Source organism: Mesorhizobium sp. M1322 (genome assembly GCF_040318085.1).
Classification (GTDB): Bacteria; Pseudomonadota; Alphaproteobacteria; order Rhizobiales; family Rhizobiaceae; genus Mesorhizobium.
In genome coordinates, this window is sequence record NZ_JAMYLP010000048.1 from 1 (window position 1) to 20,085 (window position 20,085).

The 20,085-nt window shown below is 61.9% G+C and carries 22 protein-coding genes; 10 read left to right on the forward strand and 12 right to left on the reverse strand.

Features of this window, described 5'->3' with window-relative positions; all coding sequences use genetic code 11:
* Positions 1 to 140 precede the first annotated feature (140 nt).
* The 3 genes from NKH12_RS18140 to NKH12_RS18150 form a co-directional block, all read right to left on the reverse strand.
* Positions 141 to 749: a transglutaminase-like cysteine peptidase gene (locus NKH12_RS18140; RefSeq protein WP_502910811.1), complete on the reverse strand. Its 609-nt coding sequence runs from the start codon at positions 747 to 749 to the stop codon at positions 141 to 143.
* A gap of 301 nt (positions 750 to 1,050) precedes the next feature.
* Positions 1,051 to 1,668, reverse strand: coding sequence for a PilZ domain-containing protein (locus NKH12_RS18145; RefSeq protein ID WP_095492016.1), 618 nt, complete (start codon positions 1,666 to 1,668; stop codon positions 1,051 to 1,053).
* 117 nt (positions 1,669 to 1,785) lie between these two features.
* Entirely contained in the window at positions 1,786 to 2,424 is a 639-nt protein-coding gene (locus NKH12_RS18150; RefSeq protein ID WP_352954391.1) for a PAS domain-containing protein, read from the reverse strand.
* A 421-nt stretch (positions 2,425 to 2,845) separates the two neighbouring features.
* Here NKH12_RS18150 and NKH12_RS18155 point away from each other — a divergent pair, with 421 nt between their 5' ends.
* From NKH12_RS18155 to NKH12_RS18170, 4 genes are all read left to right on the forward strand, one after another.
* Positions 2,846 to 3,604 carry a rhomboid family intramembrane serine protease gene (locus NKH12_RS18155; protein ID WP_352954392.1) on the forward strand — a complete coding sequence of 253 codons (759 nt, stop codon included), beginning with the start codon at positions 2,846 to 2,848 and terminating at the stop codon, positions 3,602 to 3,604.
* A 102-nt stretch (positions 3,605 to 3,706) separates the two neighbouring features.
* Entirely contained in the window at positions 3,707 to 4,138 is a 432-nt protein-coding gene (locus NKH12_RS18160) for a CBS domain-containing protein (protein WP_023798170.1), read from the forward strand.
* 144 nt (positions 4,139 to 4,282) lie between these two features.
* On the forward strand, positions 4,283 to 5,782 hold the full coding sequence (gatB, locus tag NKH12_RS18165; RefSeq protein WP_352954393.1) for an Asp-tRNA(Asn)/Glu-tRNA(Gln) amidotransferase subunit GatB: 1,500 nt from the start codon (positions 4,283 to 4,285) through the stop codon (positions 5,780 to 5,782).
* 4 nt (positions 5,783 to 5,786) lie between these two features.
* A complete protein-coding gene (locus NKH12_RS18170) occupies positions 5,787 to 6,275 on the forward strand; it encodes a GNAT family N-acetyltransferase (protein WP_352954421.1) in 489 nt (162 codons plus the stop codon).
* A 66-nt stretch (positions 6,276 to 6,341) separates the two neighbouring features.
* Here the strand turns inward: NKH12_RS18170 and NKH12_RS18175 are convergent, their stop codons facing one another.
* On the reverse strand, positions 6,342 to 7,739 hold the full coding sequence (locus tag NKH12_RS18175; RefSeq protein ID WP_352954394.1) for an ArnT family glycosyltransferase: 1,398 nt from the start codon (positions 7,737 to 7,739) through the stop codon (positions 6,342 to 6,344).
* Positions 7,740 to 8,141: 402 nt separating this feature from the next.
* On the opposite strand from NKH12_RS18175, the gene NKH12_RS18180 reads away from it, so the two are divergent.
* Complete coding sequence (locus tag NKH12_RS18180; RefSeq protein WP_352954422.1) at positions 8,142 to 8,594, forward strand: phasin; 453 nt, start codon at positions 8,142 to 8,144, stop codon at positions 8,592 to 8,594.
* Between the two features lie 134 nt (positions 8,595 to 8,728).
* On the opposite strand, the gene panC is transcribed toward NKH12_RS18180, so the two are convergent.
* Entirely contained in the window at positions 8,729 to 9,580 is an 852-nt protein-coding gene (gene panC / locus NKH12_RS18185; protein ID WP_352954395.1) for a pantoate--beta-alanine ligase, read from the reverse strand.
* Positions 9,577 to 10,419 carry a 3-methyl-2-oxobutanoate hydroxymethyltransferase gene (gene panB, locus NKH12_RS18190; protein WP_352954396.1) on the reverse strand — a complete coding sequence of 281 codons (843 nt, stop codon included), beginning with the start codon at positions 10,417 to 10,419 and terminating at the stop codon, positions 9,577 to 9,579. Before panB ends, panC begins: the two co-directional genes overlap by 4 nt.
* A gap of 233 nt (positions 10,420 to 10,652) precedes the next feature.
* Here panB and NKH12_RS18195 point away from each other — a divergent pair, with 233 nt between their 5' ends.
* From NKH12_RS18195 to NKH12_RS18205, 3 genes are all read left to right on the forward strand, one after another.
* Positions 10,653 to 11,051, forward strand: a complete 399-nt coding sequence (locus tag NKH12_RS18195; RefSeq protein ID WP_352954397.1) for an NADH:ubiquinone oxidoreductase subunit NDUFA12 — start codon at positions 10,653 to 10,655, stop codon at positions 11,049 to 11,051.
* 328 nt (positions 11,052 to 11,379) lie between these two features.
* Entirely contained in the window at positions 11,380 to 11,787 is a 408-nt protein-coding gene (locus tag NKH12_RS18200; protein ID WP_502910812.1) for a DUF2155 domain-containing protein, read from the forward strand.
* A gap of 102 nt (positions 11,788 to 11,889) precedes the next feature.
* On the forward strand, positions 11,890 to 12,258 hold the full coding sequence (locus NKH12_RS18205) for a hypothetical protein (RefSeq protein WP_352954398.1): 369 nt from the start codon (positions 11,890 to 11,892) through the stop codon (positions 12,256 to 12,258).
* Between the two features lie 12 nt (positions 12,259 to 12,270).
* Here the strand turns inward: NKH12_RS18205 and aat are convergent, their stop codons facing one another.
* The 6 genes from aat to NKH12_RS18235 all read right to left on the reverse strand — a co-directional run bounded on the left by aat (position 12,271) and on the right by NKH12_RS18235 (position 17,780).
* On the reverse strand, positions 12,271 to 12,888 hold the full coding sequence (aat, locus tag NKH12_RS18210; RefSeq protein ID WP_027154458.1) for a leucyl/phenylalanyl-tRNA--protein transferase: 618 nt from the start codon (positions 12,886 to 12,888) through the stop codon (positions 12,271 to 12,273).
* Positions 12,889 to 12,917: 29 nt separating this feature from the next.
* Complete coding sequence (gene accC / locus NKH12_RS18215; RefSeq protein ID WP_352954399.1) at positions 12,918 to 14,261, reverse strand: acetyl-CoA carboxylase biotin carboxylase subunit; 1,344 nt, start codon at positions 14,259 to 14,261, stop codon at positions 12,918 to 12,920.
* 19 nt (positions 14,262 to 14,280) lie between these two features.
* Complete coding sequence (accB, locus tag NKH12_RS18220) at positions 14,281 to 14,739, reverse strand: acetyl-CoA carboxylase biotin carboxyl carrier protein (protein WP_029353815.1); 459 nt, start codon at positions 14,737 to 14,739, stop codon at positions 14,281 to 14,283.
* A gap of 26 nt (positions 14,740 to 14,765) precedes the next feature.
* Positions 14,766 to 15,200, reverse strand: a complete 435-nt coding sequence (gene aroQ / locus NKH12_RS18225; protein ID WP_352954400.1) for a type II 3-dehydroquinate dehydratase — start codon at positions 15,198 to 15,200, stop codon at positions 14,766 to 14,768.
* Between the two features lie 306 nt (positions 15,201 to 15,506).
* A complete protein-coding gene (locus NKH12_RS18230; RefSeq protein ID WP_352954401.1) occupies positions 15,507 to 16,310 on the reverse strand; it encodes a DsbA family protein in 804 nt (267 codons plus the stop codon).
* A 75-nt stretch (positions 16,311 to 16,385) separates the two neighbouring features.
* Entirely contained in the window at positions 16,386 to 17,780 is a 1,395-nt protein-coding gene (locus NKH12_RS18235; RefSeq protein WP_352954402.1) for a M48 family metalloprotease, read from the reverse strand.
* 167 nt (positions 17,781 to 17,947) lie between these two features.
* On the opposite strand from NKH12_RS18235, the gene NKH12_RS18240 reads away from it, so the two are divergent.
* Together NKH12_RS18240 and NKH12_RS18245 are read left to right on the forward strand one after the other, a co-directional pair.
* Positions 17,948 to 19,096 (forward strand): pyridoxal phosphate-dependent aminotransferase, encoded by a 1,149-nt coding sequence (locus tag NKH12_RS18240; protein ID WP_352954403.1) that lies wholly within the window; start codon positions 17,948 to 17,950, stop codon positions 19,094 to 19,096.
* Between the two features lie 5 nt (positions 19,097 to 19,101).
* A complete protein-coding gene (locus NKH12_RS18245) occupies positions 19,102 to 20,031 on the forward strand; it encodes a glutaminase (protein WP_352954404.1) in 930 nt (309 codons plus the stop codon).
* Positions 20,032 to 20,085: the final 54 nt, after the last annotated feature.

Sequence of the window (20,085 nt, forward strand, 5' to 3'; positions counted from 1 at the left end):
CCGTCCAGTGTTTCGGATTTTTTGGGTCGTCGGGGGGGCTGCCTTAATGGTGGGGCGGGGCCGGGGCTCGGGGTGGGGCCAATAATCCGGTGGGGGGGCCGGGGTTGGGGGGGGACTCGACCGGGTTTTTGCATGCGTCCTTAGCGGACGCTGGCGACCGCGTCGGAGCGGCCGTCGTTGATCGTTACCCAAGCGCCCGAATTCTGGCTCGATTGGCGCTTCAGGTAGGTGTAGTCGGTGGCGGTCCAGGACAGCACCCTGGTTTCCAGATTGTCGAGGATGAACTCTCCGAGGCTGGTGCGCACGGTCAGCACCGCGTGGCCGTCTCCGTTCGGCTGGCGCGCAACCGTCATCAGCAGGTCGCCGGCCGGAACGCCGATGCTCATCAGGGCGCGGCGCTTCGCCAGCGCATAGTCCTCGCAGTCGCCGAACCCGCTGCTGGGATAGGACCAGACTTCTTCCTTGCCCCACAGTTCCATGTCGGTGCGCGGTGCGATCTTGCTGTTGACCGAATTGTTGATGCTTACGATCTTCGCCCACAGCTTGCGGGTCAGTTCGATCGGCGCCTGCTTCGGCGTCCGCTGATTGCATTCCTGCGGAATCTGCTGACAGAACTCGTAATGGCCGACCGGCTGTGTGGTGCGGCTGCCGGTGTGCATGAAGGCAGGTCCCGCTGCGTACGCCGTTCCCCAGGCGGTAAGCTGCATCGCCATTGCCAAGAGCAACAGCTTGCCCCTCGTCTTCTTCATCGTCCAGTCTCCCCGTTTGAGGAGACAATGACACGATTGGATTTATTCGACGCAAAGGCACGAAGTAGACATTAAGTAAAACGCCTATAGAATAAACATAAAATTTGAATCGTTTCAGTATAAAATTGTTCAGGCGATTTTCGCGGGAGCCGTGTCGGTCAATGCAGGTCGACAAAAAACCGGCTGAAATGGATCGCACAATCGCTTGAGGCGACATCGACAACGGATCGCCTTCACGCCAATTGGACGCCATCGTTTGTCTGAAGCGATTGCCCTGAGAAATGGGCCGGTTTGCTGTTTGTCAGGTGCCGGATGCGTTGAATTCGGAATCGAGCGTTTCGGGCCGCTGGATGACGGCGAACTCGATGGCGACGCCGTCCTCGAAATGGCGCACCACCTGGCCGCGCATCGTGCCGAGCATGACCTGGATGCCGATTGCCGGCTTGACGTCGATCTCGACCGCGGCGCCCGAAAGCGACAGGTCGATGATGCGGCACTGGTACTGGCGCCCATCACTGAGCTGAAGCACGCTGGTCGGATTGCGCGGTGCCACGCGTTCGTGACGACGATCTTCCGGCAGATCGAGCTCGTGCTTGTTGGCGAGCCAGGTCAACTGCGCGGCAAGCTTGTCCTTCTTGCGTTCCGAGGCGATGACCGTCATCGCGAAACCATCCTGCAAGATGCGGGTAACGACGCCTTCGATGCGGCCGATGTGATCGATATAGGCGATGACTTTCTCGCCCGGCATGCCGATGCGCTCGGTGCGAAGCGCTACATTGCCCGGCGACATGTCGACTACCTGGCACGGGTGTTCGGTGCGATCCTCCAGCATGAAGCGTCCGTAGATCTTCACGCGAACGCGCTGAAAGTTACGCCTTTCAGCTCGGGACGGCGCGGTGTCGACCGCCGCTGACCTCATGACTGCCTACACCCCGTCTGGCATTCCGCGCGTTGATGCGAGGAACTTCGTCAGAAAGCTACAGCGAAGCGGGTTAACAAAGGGGAAAGCCTGACACCGCTACTTTAGGATTTTACATTATTCCCCGCGCCCGCCGTCGAACACGACCAGATGGCGGATGCGGCGCGCCTGGCCGAGCGCCGAAATCGTCTGGGGCGGATCGAGTTCCGACGGGACAAGCGAGGGAACGTCGATGGCCGGCCGGTTCTTGAGGAATGTCGGTTCATTCTCTGGATCGACCACACGGATCGTATCGATCATGGCGTCGGCGATCGGATCCGCGCCCAGCCAGAAGGGTTTTTCAGCGGCGCTTATCACGCCGAGGCAGCGCGGATTTTCGACGCCGCCGTCGAGCGGCAGGGCGAGCAGCTCGAACTTGCTGGAACGGTCGGTGCGGCTGAAACCTTCATAGGTGATGAGCACTACAGATTTCTGATCGAAGACGCCATGGATCAGTTTTGAGACAAGCCGCTGGTCCTTCTCGCGCCACAGCGAGGGAAAGGAAAACCCCTTGAGTTCACGGCCATAGACCGCGCAAAGCCTGGTGCCGGCGAGCCGGAATACCGCTTCGCCGCGTGTATCCTTTTCCAGGATGAATGTGTCGGCCAGCAGCGACTTGATGTCGGCCGGCTCGACTTCCGAACGCTTCGGGGCAGGGCGCCCGTCACGCAGCCGGTTCCAATAATGGAACAGCGTGATCGATCCGTTCTGGTTCATGTTATGCTGCTCCGCGCAATCTGTCGTCTGATGTCCCATCGGTGAACAGAAGGGCGCCCTCCGAGGACCTACATGCGTTGCGGAGCAGGATGCGTGCCAGCATCGTTAACACTTGTTCACGGCTCGGGGTCGTTAAGGTTAACAAGTGGTTTACGTTGCGCCCCGCCTACGCCCGTGGCACGCTAAAACCACTCCAGAAGCGGTCGTTTCGCAGCGATCGGCAGCAGTTCAGTCAAGAGTTTGGGGGAGCATGGGGGCTCGACCAGCCGTTCAAGGGCAACCTTGGACGGCTTCTTTTTGATTCGCGCCAATTTTGATTCGCCCCGGTTTTGAATTGCATGGGGCGATTCGCCCTTTGTGAATCGGGTGACTGTGATCTACATGCTCGCGAAGTCGAGTCCAGCGACTGAGTGCGAGCCATATGAGCGAACCAGCAAGCCCATCGGAAATCGAACAGGGCGAGGGCGGACCTGTCGGCGGCGAGCCGGAGCGTCGTCGCGAGCCGGTATTCAATATGCCTCCGGTTGTGCTGGCGCTGATCGGCATCTGCGTCGTCGTTCATCTGATCCGGTTCTACTGGCTCACCGAGGACCAGGATTTCTCCCTGCTGATCCGGACCGCCTTCATTCCGATCCGCTATTCCGGTCGCTTCGACCTCGATTTCTACGCGTTTTCGAGCCCCTTCACTTATGCCTTCCTGCATGGCGGCTTTGCTCATCTTGCCGTGAACATGGTGTGGCTGGCGGCTTTCGGCTCACCGTTGGCGAACCGCTTCGGCGCGCTTCGTATCAGCCTGTTCTTCGCGGCGACGGGGCTGGCAGCGGTGGTGCTGTTCTGGGCCGTGCATCCGCTCGGCCAGGCGCCGCTGGTCGGCGCATCCGGGGCGATTTCCGGCATGATGGGGGCCGCCGCCCGCTTTGGCTTCCGCACCGACCGCTCGTCCGGCAAAGCCGCCTTCGCCGGCGCGCCGCTGCCGATGGCGGCGGTGTTCCGCTCGCGCGGCGTTGTGACTTTTCTTGCCGTCTGGATGGTGATCAATCTCGCCACCGGCCTCGTTGCCTTCGCGCCCGGCATCGACAGCCAGATCGCCTGGGAGGCTCATATTGGCGGTTTCGTCGCCGGCTTTTTCGGGCTGCGCGCTTTTGATCGACGGCAGCAGCCGGATGAGTTCACGGCTTAAGGCTCGCCGCACTTGAAAAGCAATCGATCGCGGCGCACGATGTCTGGCACTATCGAAAGCCGGTCAGGGCAGGAACCGGCAAGTAAAACTGAGGAGGACGCCATGACTGTTAAGGCAATTCTCGAGCAGAAAGGCCATGACGTGTTGACGCTCGGGCCGAACGAAAAGCTGAGCGAGGCCATTCGCATCCTGGCCGAACACAGGATCGGTGCGCTGGTCATCACCAATGGCGATCACAAGATCGTCGGCATTCTTTCCGAGCGCGATGTCGTGCGGGTCCTCGCCAGGGAAGGAGCCGCCGCACTGGATATCGCGGTGCGTTCGGCAATGACGCCCAAGGTGAAGATCTGTAATGAGAACCACACCGTCAACGAGGTCATGGAGATCATGACCAGTGGCCGTTTCCGCCATCTGCCGGTGGAAAAGGACGGCCTGCTCGACGGCATCGTGTCAATAGGCGATGTGGTCAAGCGGCGCATCGAGGATGTCGAGCGCGAGGCCGCGGAGATCAGGGCCTACATCGCGACGGCGTGACGCCTTATTTCTTAGCCGGCCGGCTGGATTCGATGTGAAGCGTCGGCTTCGGCTTTGCGCTTGTCTCTTTTGGTGGTTTGCACTAGCGAGTGACGGAATTCACGTTGGGAATTGAATTCCGTCACCGATAACTCGCAGGCCATTATGACCCTCATCGATACCCGCACGCCCGACGCCAAACGCCTGATATCAGGCGCCACCGACGACTGGGAGATCATTATCGGCCTCGAGGTGCACGCGCAGGTGACCTCGCAAGCAAAGCTGTTCTCCGGCGCCTCGACGGCTTTCGGCGCGCCGCCAAACGTCAATGTCAGCCTCGTCGATGCCGCGATGCCGGGCATGCTGCCGGTCATCAACGAGGAATGCGTCAAGCAGGCGATCCGCACCGGCCTCGGGCTGAAGGCCGAGATCAACCATAAGTCGGTCTTCGACCGGAAGAACTATTTTTATCCCGATTTGCCGCAGGGCTACCAGATCTCGCAGTTCAAACAGCCGATCGTCGGCGAGGGCAAGGTGATCGTCTCCGTCGGCCCGGACCGGCAGGGCGAGTTCGAGGATATCGAGGTCGGCATCGAGCGCCTGCACCTGGAGCAGGATGCCGGCAAGTCGATGCACGACCAGCATGCGACGATGTCCTATGTCGACCTCAACCGCTCCGGCGTGGCGCTGATGGAGATCGTCTCCAAACCCGATATGCGCTCCGCCGACGAGGCCAAGGCCTATGTCACCAAGCTGCGCACTATCGTGCGCTATCTCGGCACTTGCGACGGCAATATGGACGAAGGTTCGCTGCGCGCCGACGTCAACGTCTCGGTGCGTCGGCCCGGCGGCGAATTCGGCACGCGCTGCGAGATCAAGAACGTCAACTCCATCCGCTTCATCGGCCAGGCCATCGACTACGAGGCGCGCCGCCAGATCGCCATCCTTGAGGATGGCGGCAAAATCGACCAGGAAACGCGGTTGTTCGACCCCAACAAAGGCGAGACGCGCTCGATGCGTTCCAAGGAAGAAGCGCACGACTACCGCTATTTCCCGGATCCCGACCTTCTGCCGCTGGAATTCGACCAAGCCTATGTCGATGCGCTGGCAAAGGATCTGCCTGAACTGCCCGACGCCAAGAAGGCGCGGCTGATCTCCTCGCTTGGCCTGTCGACCTATGACGCCTCGATCCTGGTGTCGGAAAAGGCGGTCGCCGACTATTTTGAGAAGGTAGCCGCTGGTCGCGACGGCAAGCTCGCCGCCAACTGGGTCATCAACGATCTGCTGGGTGCGTTGAACAGAGCCGGCAAGGGCATTGAAAATGCTCCGGTTTCGCCCGATCAGCTCGGCGCGGTCATCGACCTGATCAAGGAGGGCACCATCTCCGGCAAGATCGCCAAGGATTTATTCGAGATCGTCTGGAAAGAGGGCGGCGATCCGCGCCAGCTGGTCGAAAGCCGCGGCATGAAGCAGGTGACCGACACCGGCGCCATCGAAAAGGCGGTCGACGAGGTGATATCAGCCAATCCGGACAAGGTCGAGCAGGCGCGCGCCAAGCCGAGCATGGCCGGCTGGTTCGTCGGCCAGGTGATGAAGGCGACAGGCGGCAAGGCCAACCCGCAAGCGGTCAACGACCTCGTCAAGGCCAAGCTCGGGATCGAATAGGATGATGTTCGTCCGCACCGCCGGCGAGCGCGATCTTGCCGCGGTCCGCGCGCTGCTGGTCGAAACCTGGCACGCCACCTATGACGCCATCTATGGTGCTGCCAAAGTCACCGAGATCACTGACGAATGGCATTCGATCGCCTCGCTCCAGGCGCGGCTGACACGACCGAATTCCGAATTCCTGGTCGCAGACGACGGCAATCGCATCGGCGGCATGGCTTTCGCCGCAGCCACCACCGATGCCAAGATCGTCATGCTGAACCAGCTCTACGTGCATCCGGCCTGCCAGAGACAAGGGATCGGCCAGGCGTTGCTAAAAGAGGTCGAGGCCAGCTTTCCGGAAGCGCGGACGCTGCGTGTCGAAGTGGAAGAGGCAAACGCTTCGGCCGTCGCCTTCTACCGCTTGAAAGGGTTTTTGCCCGCCGGCAACACCGCCGATTGCGGCGGTGGTTCAGGGCTGCCGGCGCTGATTCTCGAGAAGGCGATCGGATAGATTTGCCTGCCCGGATATGTCGCAGTCGGTTGCGTTTTACGGGCAGCGCCGGTCGGTTGCGGCGCGTCAATGTTGTCCCCTAAGGACGACAAGATAGCCTCGCTCGACGTGAAGGCGGAAAGCGATTTGCTCCGACGTGCCAGGGTCTTTAGATTTGTCGATGACATAGCCGCCAGGATGCGAGCGCAGCCATTCCTCGGCATTGTCGGTGCTTTCCAACGGCTTCTGCAACCGGGCGAGGAAGCCGACCTCGTCCTGGTAATCGAAGGCGACAGCCCAGTCGGCATTCTTTCGCCCATCGATGAAGTTGGCCAGTGGCATGAGATCTTCGCGTTTGAAAGCTGTCGCTGATGCTACGGCATGACCGATGCCGAAAATGGCGAGCAGGGCGAAGGCCGAGTTTCTGAGCCTCGCGAGTGGAATCTCCGCCATGAAATATCCGAAAAGAATGGTCGCAAATGGCAACATCGGCACGACATAGTGAGGCTGCTTGCCGGATATCGCGCTGAAAACCAGTAAAATCGCGACGAACGAAAACGACAGCAGGCGCAGCGCGCGCAGGTCCGGCGATCTCGTATCGATAAGGCCACGTATCCGGGCGCCCAGCTTCAGCCGCCACATTTCGGGTATGAAGATCCACGGCATAAGCATGATCGGCAGCAGCACGACATAGAAATAGAACGGCCGGCCGTGGGAGTTGTGCAGGTTGCCGGTGACACGCCCTGCCGACTGGTTCCAGACGAGATCGTAGACGAAGTTGCCTTTCGTCTGGATGGTTGCCGGCACCAGCCAGATCGCCACTGGGATCAATGCGGCGAGAATTGCCAGACCCGCCCCGGCGAAGAATTTCGGCGTCGCCAGCCCGGCCTGCCGATCGCGCCAGAACGGATAGAGCAGGACGGGGGCGCCGACATGGATGAGCACCACCGGACCCTTCGTCAAAACACCCAGTCCGATGAACAATCCTGCCAGCACGGCGTGCCAACGGTTGCCGCTTGTGGCAAAGGCAAGCAACGACAAAAGCGCGGCGAGCACGAAGACCGTCAGCAGCATGTCGAACAGAATCAGCGTCGAATAAATGACGAAGATGGTGCTTCCGGCGACGAGCCAGGGGATACGGCTTGCGATGTCGTCGCGCCCGGGAAAGAGGGTTTTTGCCAGACGCGTCGTCAGCCAGATGACGAGCGACGAGACGACGAAGATGACGAGCATCGCGGCAACCCGGCTTGCGCCGAAAATGTCCCAAGCCAGATCGATAAGCCAGAACAGCAGCGGCGGCTTTTGCAGATAGGGCGCGAAATTCATCGTCGGAACGAAGATCTGCCCGCTCAGATACATCTCCCAGGTGACGCTGAGATATCGCGTTTCATCGACAGGCAGCAGCGGCCGGAAGGCGACCGCGATGCAGATCAATGCAAGCAGGAACAGATAGGGGAGCAGCCGCTCGACATGTGCCGGTATCAAGATTAGGGGTCCGCGCGCCAGGAATCGTTCTCTTCCAGCCGAGCACGATGCTGCGCTCCTGGAGCGCGCAGGACCGCACCATGATTTTGGCCGAATTGTAGCGGAGCCGACTTGGTAGCTTGGATTCTGAAGATGTCATCCACAAAGGTCTGAAAATATGCGGATTGCCTGAACTAGGTCGCAACCTCGAAGCTTGGAACTACGGTGACAGTGCACTTTTCTCAGCTGCCGTCCGCAAAACACACCCGCAGGCATGAATTCAGTAGTGGCAAACGCTGAGGCAAAAAAGGCATGGTGCGACGCACAAAAATATTGCAATGCACTGCAGATGCCGTAACGTCAGGCTGCTAGATGAACGAGACGGCTTTTCTACAAGGTCGCCCACCGCAAAGGATGGAAACTATGACCAAGACCGCTGATAAAACTGCTGAAATCATCGAGAACGCAGGAGTCCCGACCGAGGCAACCGATCAGTTCCGCGCTGTCGCCGAAAAGGGCGTCGAGCAGTCGAAAGAAGCCTTATCGAAATTGGCGACCGGCGCCGAAGCGACCCAGAAGGCTCTCGAAGCATCCTTCGAAACAGCCAAGACCGCTGGCAATGAGCTGTCGCTGAAGACCATCGCCGCGCTGCGCGCAAATGCTGAGGCCAGCTTTTCTCACCTCGAAGCCCTGGTTGCCGTGAAATCGCCCTCCGAGTTCATCGAACTGCAGACTGCCTTCCTGCGCATGCAGGTGGAAAAGACCGTCGAGCAGGGCAAGGAGTTTCAGGCGGCGGCGACGAAAGCCGCCGAAGACTTATCCAAGCCGATCAAAGATGTCTACGAGAAGGCGATGAAGGATCTCAAGGTCGCCTGATTGGCCTAATGCGCGTCGCGCAAAAGCATGCCCTCGGGCCTGACCCGAGGGTGCGCAGCGGTTTTGCAATAATGACATGCACAACAACAAGAACTTAAAGCGTGTCGCATGAATCCATCCAAACGCGACGCGCTTTAGGCTGAGGGAACTTCCACATTGTCGATGAGCCGGGTCTTGCCCAGCCAGGCGGCTGCGAGCAGGCGTGCGTCATGGTTCCGTCGCCACGGGGCAAGCGTCAGGCTTTCGCGCGCCGCGACATAGTCGACCTTGTCGAAGCCGGCCCTGACGAGCGCGCGGCTGGCCTCGGCGGTCGCGCTGCCTTCATCCGCGCCTGCCGCTAGTGCCGCCGCCGTCCGGCGCAAGATGGCGTTGAGCTGGCGCGCCACCTCGAGCTCGGCTTCGCTCAGATAGGCATTGCGTGAGGACATGGCGAGGCCATGTGCGTCGCGTACCGTTGGCGCGCCGATGATTTCCACCGGCAGATCGAGGTCGCGGCAGAGCTGCCTGACGACGCAAAGCTGCTGGTAGTCCTTTGCACCGAAGACCGCATAGTCGGGCGACGCCTGCAGGAACAGCTTTGCCACGACCGTCGCGACGCCGTCGAAGAAGGTCGGTCGGAAATCCGATTCCAGCCCGGCGGCTGGCCCGCCGACCGAGATCCTGGTGGCGAAGCCGGCCGGGTACATCTCCGCCACACCAGGGGTGAAAGCGAGTTGTGCGCCGGCCTCGGCCAGCCGGTCGAGGTCGCGGGCGAGCTGGCGCGGATATTTGTCGAGGTCTTCGCTCGGCGCGAACTGCGTCGGGTTGACAAAGATTGAGACAACGCAGCGATCGGCCTTTTCCAGCGCGATCCTGATCAGCGAGACATGGCCGTCATGCAGCGCACCCATGGTCGGCACCATGGCAACGCTCAGGCCATCGCGACGCCAGCCACGGATTTGCGCACGAAGGGCGGCGACGCTGTCGACGACGAGAGGCCGGCTCATGCTTCGTTCTTGTCGGCTGCGGCGGAAAAGACGTGGCCCGGGCCGGGGAATGTCCGGCTTCGCACCTCCGCTGCATAGCTGGCTGCCGCCTGCGATATGACGCTGCGCAGGTCGGCATATTGCTTGACGAATTTCGGCACCCGGTCGACGGTCAGGCCGACGATGTCGTCGATGACCAGGATCTGACCGTCGCAGTCGCCGCTGGCGCCGATGCCGATGGTTGGAATGGAAATATGCCGGGTGAGGTCGGCGGCGACGGTCTCGACGGTGCCTTCGATGACCACAGAAAACGCGCCGGCCTTCTCGACCGCGTCGGCGTCGCGATAAAGCGCCGTCACATTCTCCTCGGTCCGGCCTTTGATCCTGTAGCCGCCGTCGCTTTCCACCGATTGCGGCTGCAAGCCGATATGTCCCATGACCGGAATGCCGGCCGCGACGATCGCCGCGATTTGCCCGGCAACGGTGACGCCGCCCTCCAGCTTGACGGCCTGGCAACCGGTTTCGCCGGCGATCCGCCGCGCCGAGGCGACGGCCTGCGCGGCCGAACCCTCATAGCTTCCGGCCGGCATGTCGACCACCACGCAGGCCTTGGCTGAACCTCGCATCACCGCTTGTCCATGGGCGATCATCATCTCCAGCGAGGCGCCCAGCGTGGTCTTGTGGCCATGGAGAACCATGGCGACGCTGTCGCCGACCAGAAGCAGGTCGACATGCTCATCGAGCAGGCGAGCGACGGGATAGGTATAGGCGGTGAGGCAGACGACCGGGACGCCGCCCTTGCGCAGGCGAATGGAGCTGGCACTGATCCGCAGCTCAGGGTCGGATGCATCCGGGGCCATCTTTACCTCCCTCAACCGTCAATCAAGCTGGGTACCTGCATGGACGCGCAGAGCTTTAGAAAGACGAGGCAGCCTTGGCAAGGCATGCCTCGACAAGACGCGAAAGGCTTGCCACGGTGCATCGGTTTTCCGACGGCCATTTGCGCGGCTCTTGCGGCAAAACCCTTGCCTTAGCGATGACCTGACGCCATAAGCAGGAAACAGGCGCCGCTGCTGCCGCCGCGAGGATTTGGATGAAGACTTTCCTTCTGCAGTTTTTCACCTGGTGGAACAGCCAGACGCTGGGCACGCGCTTCCACACCTGGCGGCATGGCAAGAAAGTCGGGCAGGACGAGGCCGGCAACGTCTACTACGAGGGTGGTGTCGATTCGGAAGGCCGCACCCGCCGCTGGGTCATCTATCGGGACTATTCGGAAGCCTCGATGATTCCGCCAGGCTGGCATGGCTGGATGCATCACCGCGTCGATGCCGCGCCGCCGAGCGAAAACTATCAGCCACGCGACTGGCAGAAGCCGCATCAGCCGAACCTCACCGGAAGTGCCGCCGCCTATCGCCCCAAGGGCTCCATACTCACCAATCAGCACCGCCCGCAGGTGACGGGCGATTACGACGCCTGGACGCCGGGGTCGTAACCGCTCGCCGAGGCGGATCGGTCCTTTATCGCCACAATTGGCGTTTAGCTGCTTGCCGATCTGACAGCAGCGACTAGCCTTGGGCGCGACAGAATCGCCCCGGCGCAAACCACCGGACCCTTGCATGAGCATTTTCAGCCGAATCTCGATGGGCGGACTGACGATCGCCGCCGCTTTTGCCGCTTGCGCCATGGCCGCCGCACAGACGCTTGAGGCGCCAGTGGAACCGGGGGCACCGATGGAGCTGGAGGCGCCAGTGGAACCGGGGGCACCGATGGAGCTGGAGGCGCCAGTGGAACCGGGGGCACCGATGGAGCTGGAGGCGCCAATGGAACCGGGGGCGCCAGTGGAACCGGAGGCGACAGTGGCGCCGGCGGCACCGGCGGCACCGGAACGCATCACCAATCCCGTCGCCGAATTCGCCGGCATCGACAAGATCACCGGCCGCATCATCACCTTCGATGTTTATATCGACGAGACGGTGCAGTTCGGTGCTTTGCAGGTGACGCCCCGCATCTGCTATTCGCGGCCGCAAACCGAAGAGCCGAAGACCGATTCCTTCGTCGAGGTCGACGAGATCACGCTGGATCGCAAAATCCGCCGCATCTTCACCGGCTGGATGTTTGCCGAAAGCCCCGGCCTCAACGCCGTCGAGCACGCGGTCTACGATGTCTGGCTGAAGGGCTGCAAGCAGAGGTCGGAGGTGCCGGCACCCGACGCGGCTAAATCCAATTAGAGCGGGCGCGCGGGGATCTCCTGTTCGGGATCACATACTGAGCCTCCGGAACCGCCTTATTCTCCGTGCGTTGGTCATGGCTGGCGGTACGGAGATGTTCCCATGATGGCCAACAAGGACGAACTGCTCGACCTCGAAAGAGGGTTCTGGACCGGCGACGCTGCCTATTTCAAAGCCAATGCCGACACCGAATGCCTGGTGGCTTTCCCACAGATGGCGCAAACGATGAGTAACGCCGATCTGGCCGAAACCGCGACGGACCCGAACCGCTGGCGCGATCTCGACATCAACCTCAAGGGCATCATCGAGCCGGGCAGCGACATTGTCATGCTGACCTATGAGGCCCATGCCACTCGCGAGAATGGCGAGCCTTATGCGGCGCTGGTCAGCACCGGTTATGTCCATCGCGTCAATGGCTGGAAGATGATGTTCCACGCGCAGACGCCTCTTGAGCCTGCCGCAAAAAACTGACCCTGGCGCAGATCATGGGAAAAAGACCGCTTCGCCCTTCAGCGCGTCGGCCAGCATCTTTTCATACTTGCCCCTCGGCACGTCGACCGCGCCGAAACGTTTGAGGTGCTCGGTGGTGAACTGCGTGTCGAGCAGCGCAAAGCGCCGTTCCTTCAGGCGCTCGACCAGATGCACCAGGCAGACCTTCGACGCGTCCGTTTCCCTGGCGAACATGCTTTCGCCGAAGAACACCCGGCCGAGCGACACGCCGTAGAGGCCGCCAACCAGCCGACCCTCGCGCCAGGCTTCGACCGAATGGCAATGGCCCATCCGGTGGAGTTCGACATAGGCCTCGCGGATCGGCGCATTGATCCAGGTCGACCGGCGTTCCTCGCGCCTCTCGGCGCAGCCATCAATGGTCGCCTCGAAGTCGAAATCGAAACGGATATCGAACAGGTTTTTCCGGATCGCCTTCCTCAGGCTTTTGGGCGTATGAAAACCATCGAGAGGGATGATGCCGCGCGTCTCTGGCCGTACCCAGAACACTTCGGGATCGGTGGCGCTTTCGGCCATCGGGAAGACGCCCGAGGCATAGGCCTTGAGCAACAGGTCGGTCGGAATGCGATAGCCTGGTGCGTAGGGACGGGTCATCGCGACATTATATTCTATAAGTTCACGACCTAATCCTCTTCGGCCAGATATTTTTCCAGCCAGTGGATGTCATACTCGCCATTGGCGATGTCGGCATTGCCGACGAGATCGCGAAACAGCGGCAGCGTCGTCTTGATGCCGTCGACGACGAATTCGTCGAGCGCCCGCCGCAGCCGCATCATGCATTCGACGCGGTTGCGGCCGTGCACGATCAGCTTGCCGATCAGGCTGTCGTAGTAGGGCGGGATCCTGTAGCCGGAATAGACGCCGGAATCGACACGGATGCCGAGGCCGCCCGGCGTGTGGAAGTGAGTGATCGTGCCGGGCGAGGGGGTGAAGGTGCGCGGATCCTCGGCATTGATGCGGCATTCGATGGCGTGGCCCTGAAAGCGGATCTCTTCCTGGCGCATGGAAAGCCCACCGCCCGAAGCGACGCGGATCTGCTCATGCACGAGGTCGATGCCGGTGATCGCCTCCGTCACCGGATGCTCGACCTGCAGGCGCGTGTTCATCTCGATGAAGTAGAACTCGCCGTTCTCGTAGAGGAATTCGATGGTGCCGGCGCCGGAGTAGCCGAGATCGGCGATAGCCCTGGCACAGACACCGCCGATATGCGCGCGCTCCTCGGCATTGAGCGCCGGCGAGGGCGCCTCTTCCCAGACCTTCTGGTGGCGGCGCTGCAGCGAACAGTCGCGTTCGCCGAAATGCACGCCGCGGCCGGCACCGTCACCGAACACCTGGACCTCGATGTGGCGCGGCTTTTCGAGATACTTCTCGATGTAGACGGCGTCGTCGCCGAAGGCCGCACCGGCTTCCGAGCGCGCCGTCTGCAGCGCGACGACAAGATCGGCTTCGCTGCGCGCCACTTTCATGCCGCGTCCGCCGCCGCCGGCCGACGCCTTGATGATTACGGGATAGCCGATCTCGGCGGCGATGCGCCTGGCTTCCTTTTCCTCGGTGACCGCGCCGTCGGACCCGGGCACCACCGGAATGCCGAGACGCTTTGCGGTGCGCTTGGCCTCGATCTTGTCGCCCATGATGCGGATGTGATCGCCGGACGGGCCGATGAAGGTGATGTTGTGCGCGGCGAGAATATCGGCGAACTTGGCGTTCTCCGACAGGAAGCCGTAGCCCGGATGCACCGCGTCGGCGCCGGTGATCTCGCAGGCCGCGACGATCTGGTGGATGTTGAGATAGCTGTCGCGCGACGGCGGCGGGCCGATGCAGACGCTCTCGTCGGCAAGCCGCACATGCATGGCGTCGGCGTCGGCGGTCGAATGCACCACCACCGTCTGGATGCCGAGCTCCTTGCAGGCGCGCAGTACCCTCAGAGCGATTTCGCCGCGATTGGCGATGAGGATTTTCTGGAACATTTTGCGGCTGTTCCCGGCTCTACTCGATCACGACGAGCGGCATGCCATATTCGACCGGCTGCGCATCCTCGAACAGGATCGCCGTCACCGTGCCGGCACGGGGCGAGGGGATCTGATTCATCGTCTTCATCGCCTCGATGATCAGCAGCGTCTGGCCTTCCTTGACCTGCTGGCCGACCTCGATGAACGCCTTGGCGTCGGGCGACGGCGCCAGGTAGGCGGTGCCGACCATGGGGGAGGCCACCGCATTCTTGGACACGTCGGCCGCTGCCGGGGCGGCTGCGGCAGCCGGCTGCGCTGCCGGCGGCGCATAGGCGGGCTGCGGTGCGGCGACCGCATGGACGGCCGGCGCCTGTCGCGACACGCGCACCTTCAAGTCGCCCAGCTCGACCTCGATCTCGGTGAGGTTGGTGTCGTTCAGTATGCCCGCCAGATCGCGGATAAGTTGCTGGTCAACACCATTCTTCTTTATCGACATTTTCGAGCCTTCTGTTTGTTGGCCGGTCATAGGCGTGCGGCCAGCGCCTGCAGCGCCAGTGTGTAGCCGAGCGGCCCGAACCCGCAGATCATGCCGACGGCGACCGGCGAGACCATGGAGACGTGGCGGAATGATTCCCGCGCATGGATGTTGGAAAGATGAACTTCGGCGACGGGTAATGGCGCGACCGAGCGGATGGCGTCGTGAATGGCGATCGAGGTGTGGCTGTAGGCGCCCGGATTGATGACGATGCCGACAGCCTTGTCAGCGGCTTCCTGTATCCAGTCGACGAGGTCGCCCTCATGGTTCGACTGACGGAAATCGATCTCGAGCCCAAGTGCCGCACCTGCCTGCTTGCAATCGTCGGCGATCGAGGCAAGCGTCTTGCCGCCATAGATGCCCGGCTCGCGCTTGCCGAGCGCGTTAAGGTTGGGACCGTTCAGGACGAAAACCGTTTTCAAAATGCCGACCTTTCCCAGTGTGATTTTGAATCCGAAATTCGCAATACCTTGGAGCAGCGCTTTGAACGAATTTCGGATTCAAAGCCACACTGGCAATTTATACATTTCTGATGTGGTGGATTTGAAGTTCCTGAACGCTGATGCCACCAAAGTAGCAGGAACTTCAAATCCACCACATCAGCGCCGGCATCAGTCGGCGCGCCGGTCCTCTATAATGGGCTTAGACGCCTGCGAAAAGAGCGCAAGTGGGTTCTTTCGCTGTCCACAACAGGCGGAAAATGGCTTGCGCCGAAAGCCAGCGGGCGATCAGAGTGCGGCCTTGGCCGCCTCGATCTTCTCCGCCAGCACTTCCTGGCCGAGCGCCCCGAACACCACCTCGTTGCCGACCACATAGGAGGGCGTTCCGGTGATGGCCAGCTTGTTGGCAAGGTCATAGGTCTTGGAGAGGGCCTCGGCGATCGACGGGTCCTTCATCTTCTCGCGCAGCGTTGCTTCGTCGGCGCCGAGCGAAAGCGCTACCTTGATGGCCGCCGCTTCGGTGGCGCGTCCCTGGGCGCCGAGCAGCGCGTTGTGGAACTCGCCGTATTTCTCCGGCATCATTAGGTGGAAGGCCATCGAGACGACGCTCGCCTTCTGCGAATCCGGGCCGAGGATCGGGAACTCTTTGAGCACGAAGCGCAGGTCCGGATCGGCTGTCGTCAGCGTCTGCATGTCCTCCATGGCGCGTTTGCAGTAGCCGCAATTGTAATCGTAGAACTCGACGATGGTGACCTTGCCGTTCGGATTGCCGACGACGCCGTCGAAGGCCGAGTTGAAGATCTGGTCCTTGGCATTTTTGATGATGGCGAGACTGGCGAGGCGCTGCGCCTCCTTCTGCTTGGCCTCGAGCGCTTCCTGAGCCTCCAGCAGCACTTCCGGGTTCTTCAGGAGATAGTCGCGGATGATGCCTTCGACTTCGGCCCGGTCGATCTTGGTGTCGGCGGGCGCCGCCTGGGCGATCTGCACGGCATCGGCCTTTGCCGTCTGCGGACTTCCGGTCACGAACCCGAAACCCAGCATGGCGAGAGCCACCGCCACTCCCGTGGTGCCCAGCAGAATTGCCTTGTTCATCGTCCCTAATCCTCTTGCCTGGTTTCCGGCCCGACCCGATTGGCCACTACATGTCGCCGCGCACGGCCGGAAGGTTCACTTTTTCTTGCCGGATGGTGCGTAGTTTATGATGTCCTGCGCCCGGATCCAGCCCGGCTCGCCGCGCTTCATTTTCATCTGTGCGCGCATTGCGAAGATCTTGGCATCCTTGTAGGCGCCGGAATAGAAATGGCCTTCGGCGGTTGCAAGATCCGCGGCCGGGATGTTGCCGAGTTCGCCATAGGCCTGCGCCAGATGGCGGTAACCGACGGCGTTTTCCCGGTCGCGCCCGAGGCCCTTGTTGATCTGCACTACCGCTTTCTCCAGGGAATCGGGCGTGCCAATGGCCATCAGCGCCTGGCCGTAGGAGACCGACAGCAGCCCGGATCGCGCCGGATCGAGGCTGACCGCCTTGGCATAGGCTTCGGCGGCAGCCTTCGGTCTGTTCGCCTTCATCAGGATGTCGCCGCGCAATTCCTGGAAATAAGGATTTTTCGGCTGTGCCTTGATCAGCGCGTTGGTCTTGGCGAGCGCCCCGGCCAGATCGCCGAAAAGATAGCTCGTCTGCGCGTCGCCATATTGCGAGGCGAGGCTGCCCGGGTTCTTGCGCATCAGCCGCGATGCGGCGGCCTTGCCTCCCATATAGGCGGCGATCTTGATCCGCATCATGTCGTGCCGCTGCTGCAGTGCCGGCGTATCGACCTTGTCGACGTAAGGGCTCTGCTTGACCAGCACTTCGAGATTGGCGATGCGTTCCCGCGGCAGCGGATGGCTGATCCGGTAGGGATCGACCTGCGCCCCTGACAGCGAGAGCGCGCTCTGAAAGCGGCCGAAGGTCTTCAGCATGCCCAGGCCGGATTGGCCGGTGGCATTGAGATAGGTTATCGCCGAACGGTCGGCGGTCATCTCTTCGGTGCGCTGATAGGCGAGGATACTGCGCTGCGCCATCTCGCCCCCGCCAGCCGCGACCCCCATGCCGGCGCCGGCGAGGCCCCGGCTTTTGGTGGTGGCGCCGGCAGCGATGGCACCAGCGCCAAGCAGCGTCGCGATGATAGCCATCGTTTTGGCGCGTTCGATTTGGTTGCGCAACTTTTGCTGGTGCCCGCCGGCAATGTGGCCGGCTTCATGGGCGATGACGCCGATGATCTCGTTGGGCGTCTCCGCCGACATCAGGGCGCCGGTGTTGATGAACAGGCGGGACCCGGCAACGAAGGCATTGAAACTCTGGTCGTTGACCAGCACGATGTCGACGCCATCTTCCGGCAGGCCGGCGGCCCTGAAGATCGGCCGCGCATAGTCGCGCACCAGCGCTTCGATCTCGGCATCCCGCACCACCGGCACGTTTTGCGCGAAGGCGCTGGCCGTGGCGGTCACAGCGACCGTCGCGGCAAGAGAAACCGTCGCGAAGGCGCGCGCTGCCCTGGCTATCATCGATTTGGGTCGGCTCAACATGGCAGGTCCACTGGTAGACGAGCGGGCGAAGGATGAAAAGTCGGCACTGAAACTTTACCGAACTTGTGATCCTCACATCAATCGGGCATTTGTGCGGCGCGGGACGCCAAGCTCGGCGCCGGCAGCCGGCAAGGGCCGACCCAAGGGCCGACAAGGAACGAGGTCAAATGGTTGTATCGCTTTCGCGTCGCGGCGACGTCGAGCCGTTCCACGCCATGGACATTCTGGCGGAAGCGAATCGGCTGAGGGCAAAGGGCATACCGGTCGTTTCCATGGCCGTTGGCCAGCCGTCCGATCCGGCGCCGGCTGGGGTCAGGGAAGCGGCGACGAACGCTTTGAAGATGGGGCGCATCGGCTACACCGACGCATTGGGTCTTGCGAGCCTGCGCGAGGCCATCGCGCAGCACTATGCGGACCACTACGGGCTTGACGTCTCGCCCAGCCGGATCGCCGTCACCACCGGATCGTCGGCCGCCTTCAACCTGGCCTTTCTGGCGATGTTCGATCCAGGCGATCGTGTCGCCATCGCCGCGCCCGGCTATCCGGCCTATCGCAACATCATGGCCGCGCTCGGTATCGAGATCGTCGAGATCGAGCTCCACGGTGATGCCTATCTCCACGCCGAACATCTGAAGGCCGCGCATCGCGAAAAACCGCTGAAGGGCGTGTTGTTCGCCAGTCCGGCCAATCCGACCGGGGCAATTATCCCCGCCGACGAGCTGTCGGCGCTGGTGACGACGGCGCAAGAGCTCGGCATCGCCGTGATCTCCGACGAGATCTATCACCGGCTGGCTTACGCTGCGCCTGACACCACGGCGCTTGCCTACGACCAGGACGTGACGGTGATCAATTCCTTCTCGAAATATTACTGCATGACCGGTTGGCGCATCGGCTGGATGGTGCTGCCGGAACCATTGGCGCGGCCGGTCGAGCGCATCGCCCAGAGTCTCTACATCTCACCGCCGGAACTGTCCCAGATCGCTGCGATCGAGGCGTTCAAGGCGACCGGGGAATTGGAGGCGGTGAAGGCGCGCTACGCGGGGAATCGCGAGCTTTTGATCAAACGCCTGCCCGAACTCGGCTTTGCGCTGGCGGCACCGATGGACGGGGCGTTCTACGCCTTCTGCGATGTCACCAGGCACACCAACGACAGCATGGCCTTCGCGCGCAAGATGCTGGCCGAGGCGCATGTGGCTGCAACGCCCGGCCGCGATTTCGATCCGCTTCAAGGCCATCGAACCATGCGCTTTTCCTATGCCGGCAGCCACGATGAGATGGTCGAGGCGATGATGCGCCTCGAACGTTGGCTGAAGTAGCGCGAATGCCGGAACTCGAACAGGCTTTGACCGAAATTGCCGCCGAAATGGCGGAGCGCACGGATCGCGGCGAAGTCGCGACCTACATTCCGCAACTCGGCAAGGTCGATCCGAAAAAGTTCGGTATTGCCGCTGTGACCAATGACGGTCGCGTGCTGATGGCGGGCGACGCCGATGAGCCGTTTTCGATCCAGAGCATTTCGAAGGTGTTCACGCTGACATTGGCGCTCGGCAATGTCGGCGACGCGCTGTGGCAGCGTGTCGGGCGCGAACCTTCGGGCAACCCGTTCAACTCGATCGTCCAGCTCGAGCACGAGAACGGCATTCCGCGCAATCCGTCCATCAATGCCGGCGCCATCGTCATTTCCGACATTCTGCTCGCCGGCCACCAGCCGCGCGAGGCGATCGGCGAAATCCTGCGCTTCATCCAGTTCCTGGCTGACGACGAGACCATCATCATCGACCGCGAAGTCGCTGCTTCGGAACGCGCCACCGGTTTTCGCAACTTGGCGCTCGCCAACTACATGAAATCCTTCGGCAATCTCAACCACGCGCCGGACCTGGCGCTGGGCGTCTATTTCCATCATTGCGCCATCGCCATGAGTTGCCGGCAACTGGCTTTGGCAGGACGTTTCCTCGCCAATGGCGGCAAGAACCCGGCGACCGGCCATTCCGTGGTGTCAGCCGAGCGCGCCCGCCGCATCGGCGCGATGATGCTGACCTGCGGTCACTATGACGGCTCCGGCGATTTCGCCTTTCGCGTCGGCATTCCCGGCAAGAGCGGCGTCGGTGGCGGCATTTTGGCGATCGTGCCGGGCGTGGCCTCGCTTGCCGTCTGGTCGCCCGGCCTCAACGCCAACGGCAATTCCAGGCTGGGGTCGATTGCGCTGGAAAGACTGGCGAAGATGATGAACTGGTCGGTCTTCGCGCCGTAAAGCTTGTGGCGCTTCAGACAAGAAAAATCCCGCGCTGTCGACAGGACAGCGCGG

Coding starts and splice junctions, on each gene's coding strand:
- NKH12_RS18140 (WP_502910811.1), bottom strand. CDS start 749: ATGAAGAAGACGAGGGGCAAGCTGTTGCTCTTGGCAATGGCGATGCAG.
- NKH12_RS18145 (WP_095492016.1), bottom strand. CDS start 1,668: ATGAGGTCAGCGGCGGTCGACACCGCGCCGTCCCGAGCTGAAAGGCGT.
- NKH12_RS18150 (WP_352954391.1), bottom strand. CDS start 2,424: ATGAACCAGAACGGATCGATCACGCTGTTCCATTATTGGAACCGGCTG.
- NKH12_RS18155 (WP_352954392.1), top strand. CDS start 2,846: ATGAGCGAACCAGCAAGCCCATCGGAAATCGAACAGGGCGAGGGCGGA.
- NKH12_RS18160 (WP_023798170.1), top strand. CDS start 3,707: ATGACTGTTAAGGCAATTCTCGAGCAGAAAGGCCATGACGTGTTGACG.
- gatB (WP_352954393.1), top strand. CDS start 4,283: ATGACCCTCATCGATACCCGCACGCCCGACGCCAAACGCCTGATATCA.
- NKH12_RS18170 (WP_352954421.1), top strand. CDS start 5,787: ATGTTCGTCCGCACCGCCGGCGAGCGCGATCTTGCCGCGGTCCGCGCG.
- NKH12_RS18180 (WP_352954422.1), top strand. CDS start 8,142: ATGACCAAGACCGCTGATAAAACTGCTGAAATCATCGAGAACGCAGGA.
- panC (WP_352954395.1), bottom strand. CDS start 9,580: ATGAGCCGGCCTCTCGTCGTCGACAGCGTCGCCGCCCTTCGTGCGCAA.
- panB (WP_352954396.1), bottom strand. CDS start 10,419: ATGGCCCCGGATGCATCCGACCCTGAGCTGCGGATCAGTGCCAGCTCC.
- NKH12_RS18195 (WP_352954397.1), top strand. CDS start 10,653: ATGAAGACTTTCCTTCTGCAGTTTTTCACCTGGTGGAACAGCCAGACG.
- NKH12_RS18200 (WP_502910812.1), top strand. CDS start 11,380: ATGGAACCGGGGGCGCCAGTGGAACCGGAGGCGACAGTGGCGCCGGCG.
- NKH12_RS18205 (WP_352954398.1), top strand. CDS start 11,890: ATGATGGCCAACAAGGACGAACTGCTCGACCTCGAAAGAGGGTTCTGG.
- aat (WP_027154458.1), bottom strand. CDS start 12,888: ATGACCCGTCCCTACGCACCAGGCTATCGCATTCCGACCGACCTGTTG.
- accC (WP_352954399.1), bottom strand. CDS start 14,261: ATGTTCCAGAAAATCCTCATCGCCAATCGCGGCGAAATCGCTCTGAGG.
- accB (WP_029353815.1), bottom strand. CDS start 14,739: ATGTCGATAAAGAAGAATGGTGTTGACCAGCAACTTATCCGCGATCTG.
- NKH12_RS18230 (WP_352954401.1), bottom strand. CDS start 16,310: ATGAACAAGGCAATTCTGCTGGGCACCACGGGAGTGGCGGTGGCTCTC.
- NKH12_RS18235 (WP_352954402.1), bottom strand. CDS start 17,780: ATGTTGAGCCGACCCAAATCGATGATAGCCAGGGCAGCGCGCGCCTTC.
- NKH12_RS18240 (WP_352954403.1), top strand. CDS start 17,948: ATGGTTGTATCGCTTTCGCGTCGCGGCGACGTCGAGCCGTTCCACGCC.
- NKH12_RS18245 (WP_352954404.1), top strand. CDS start 19,102: ATGCCGGAACTCGAACAGGCTTTGACCGAAATTGCCGCCGAAATGGCG.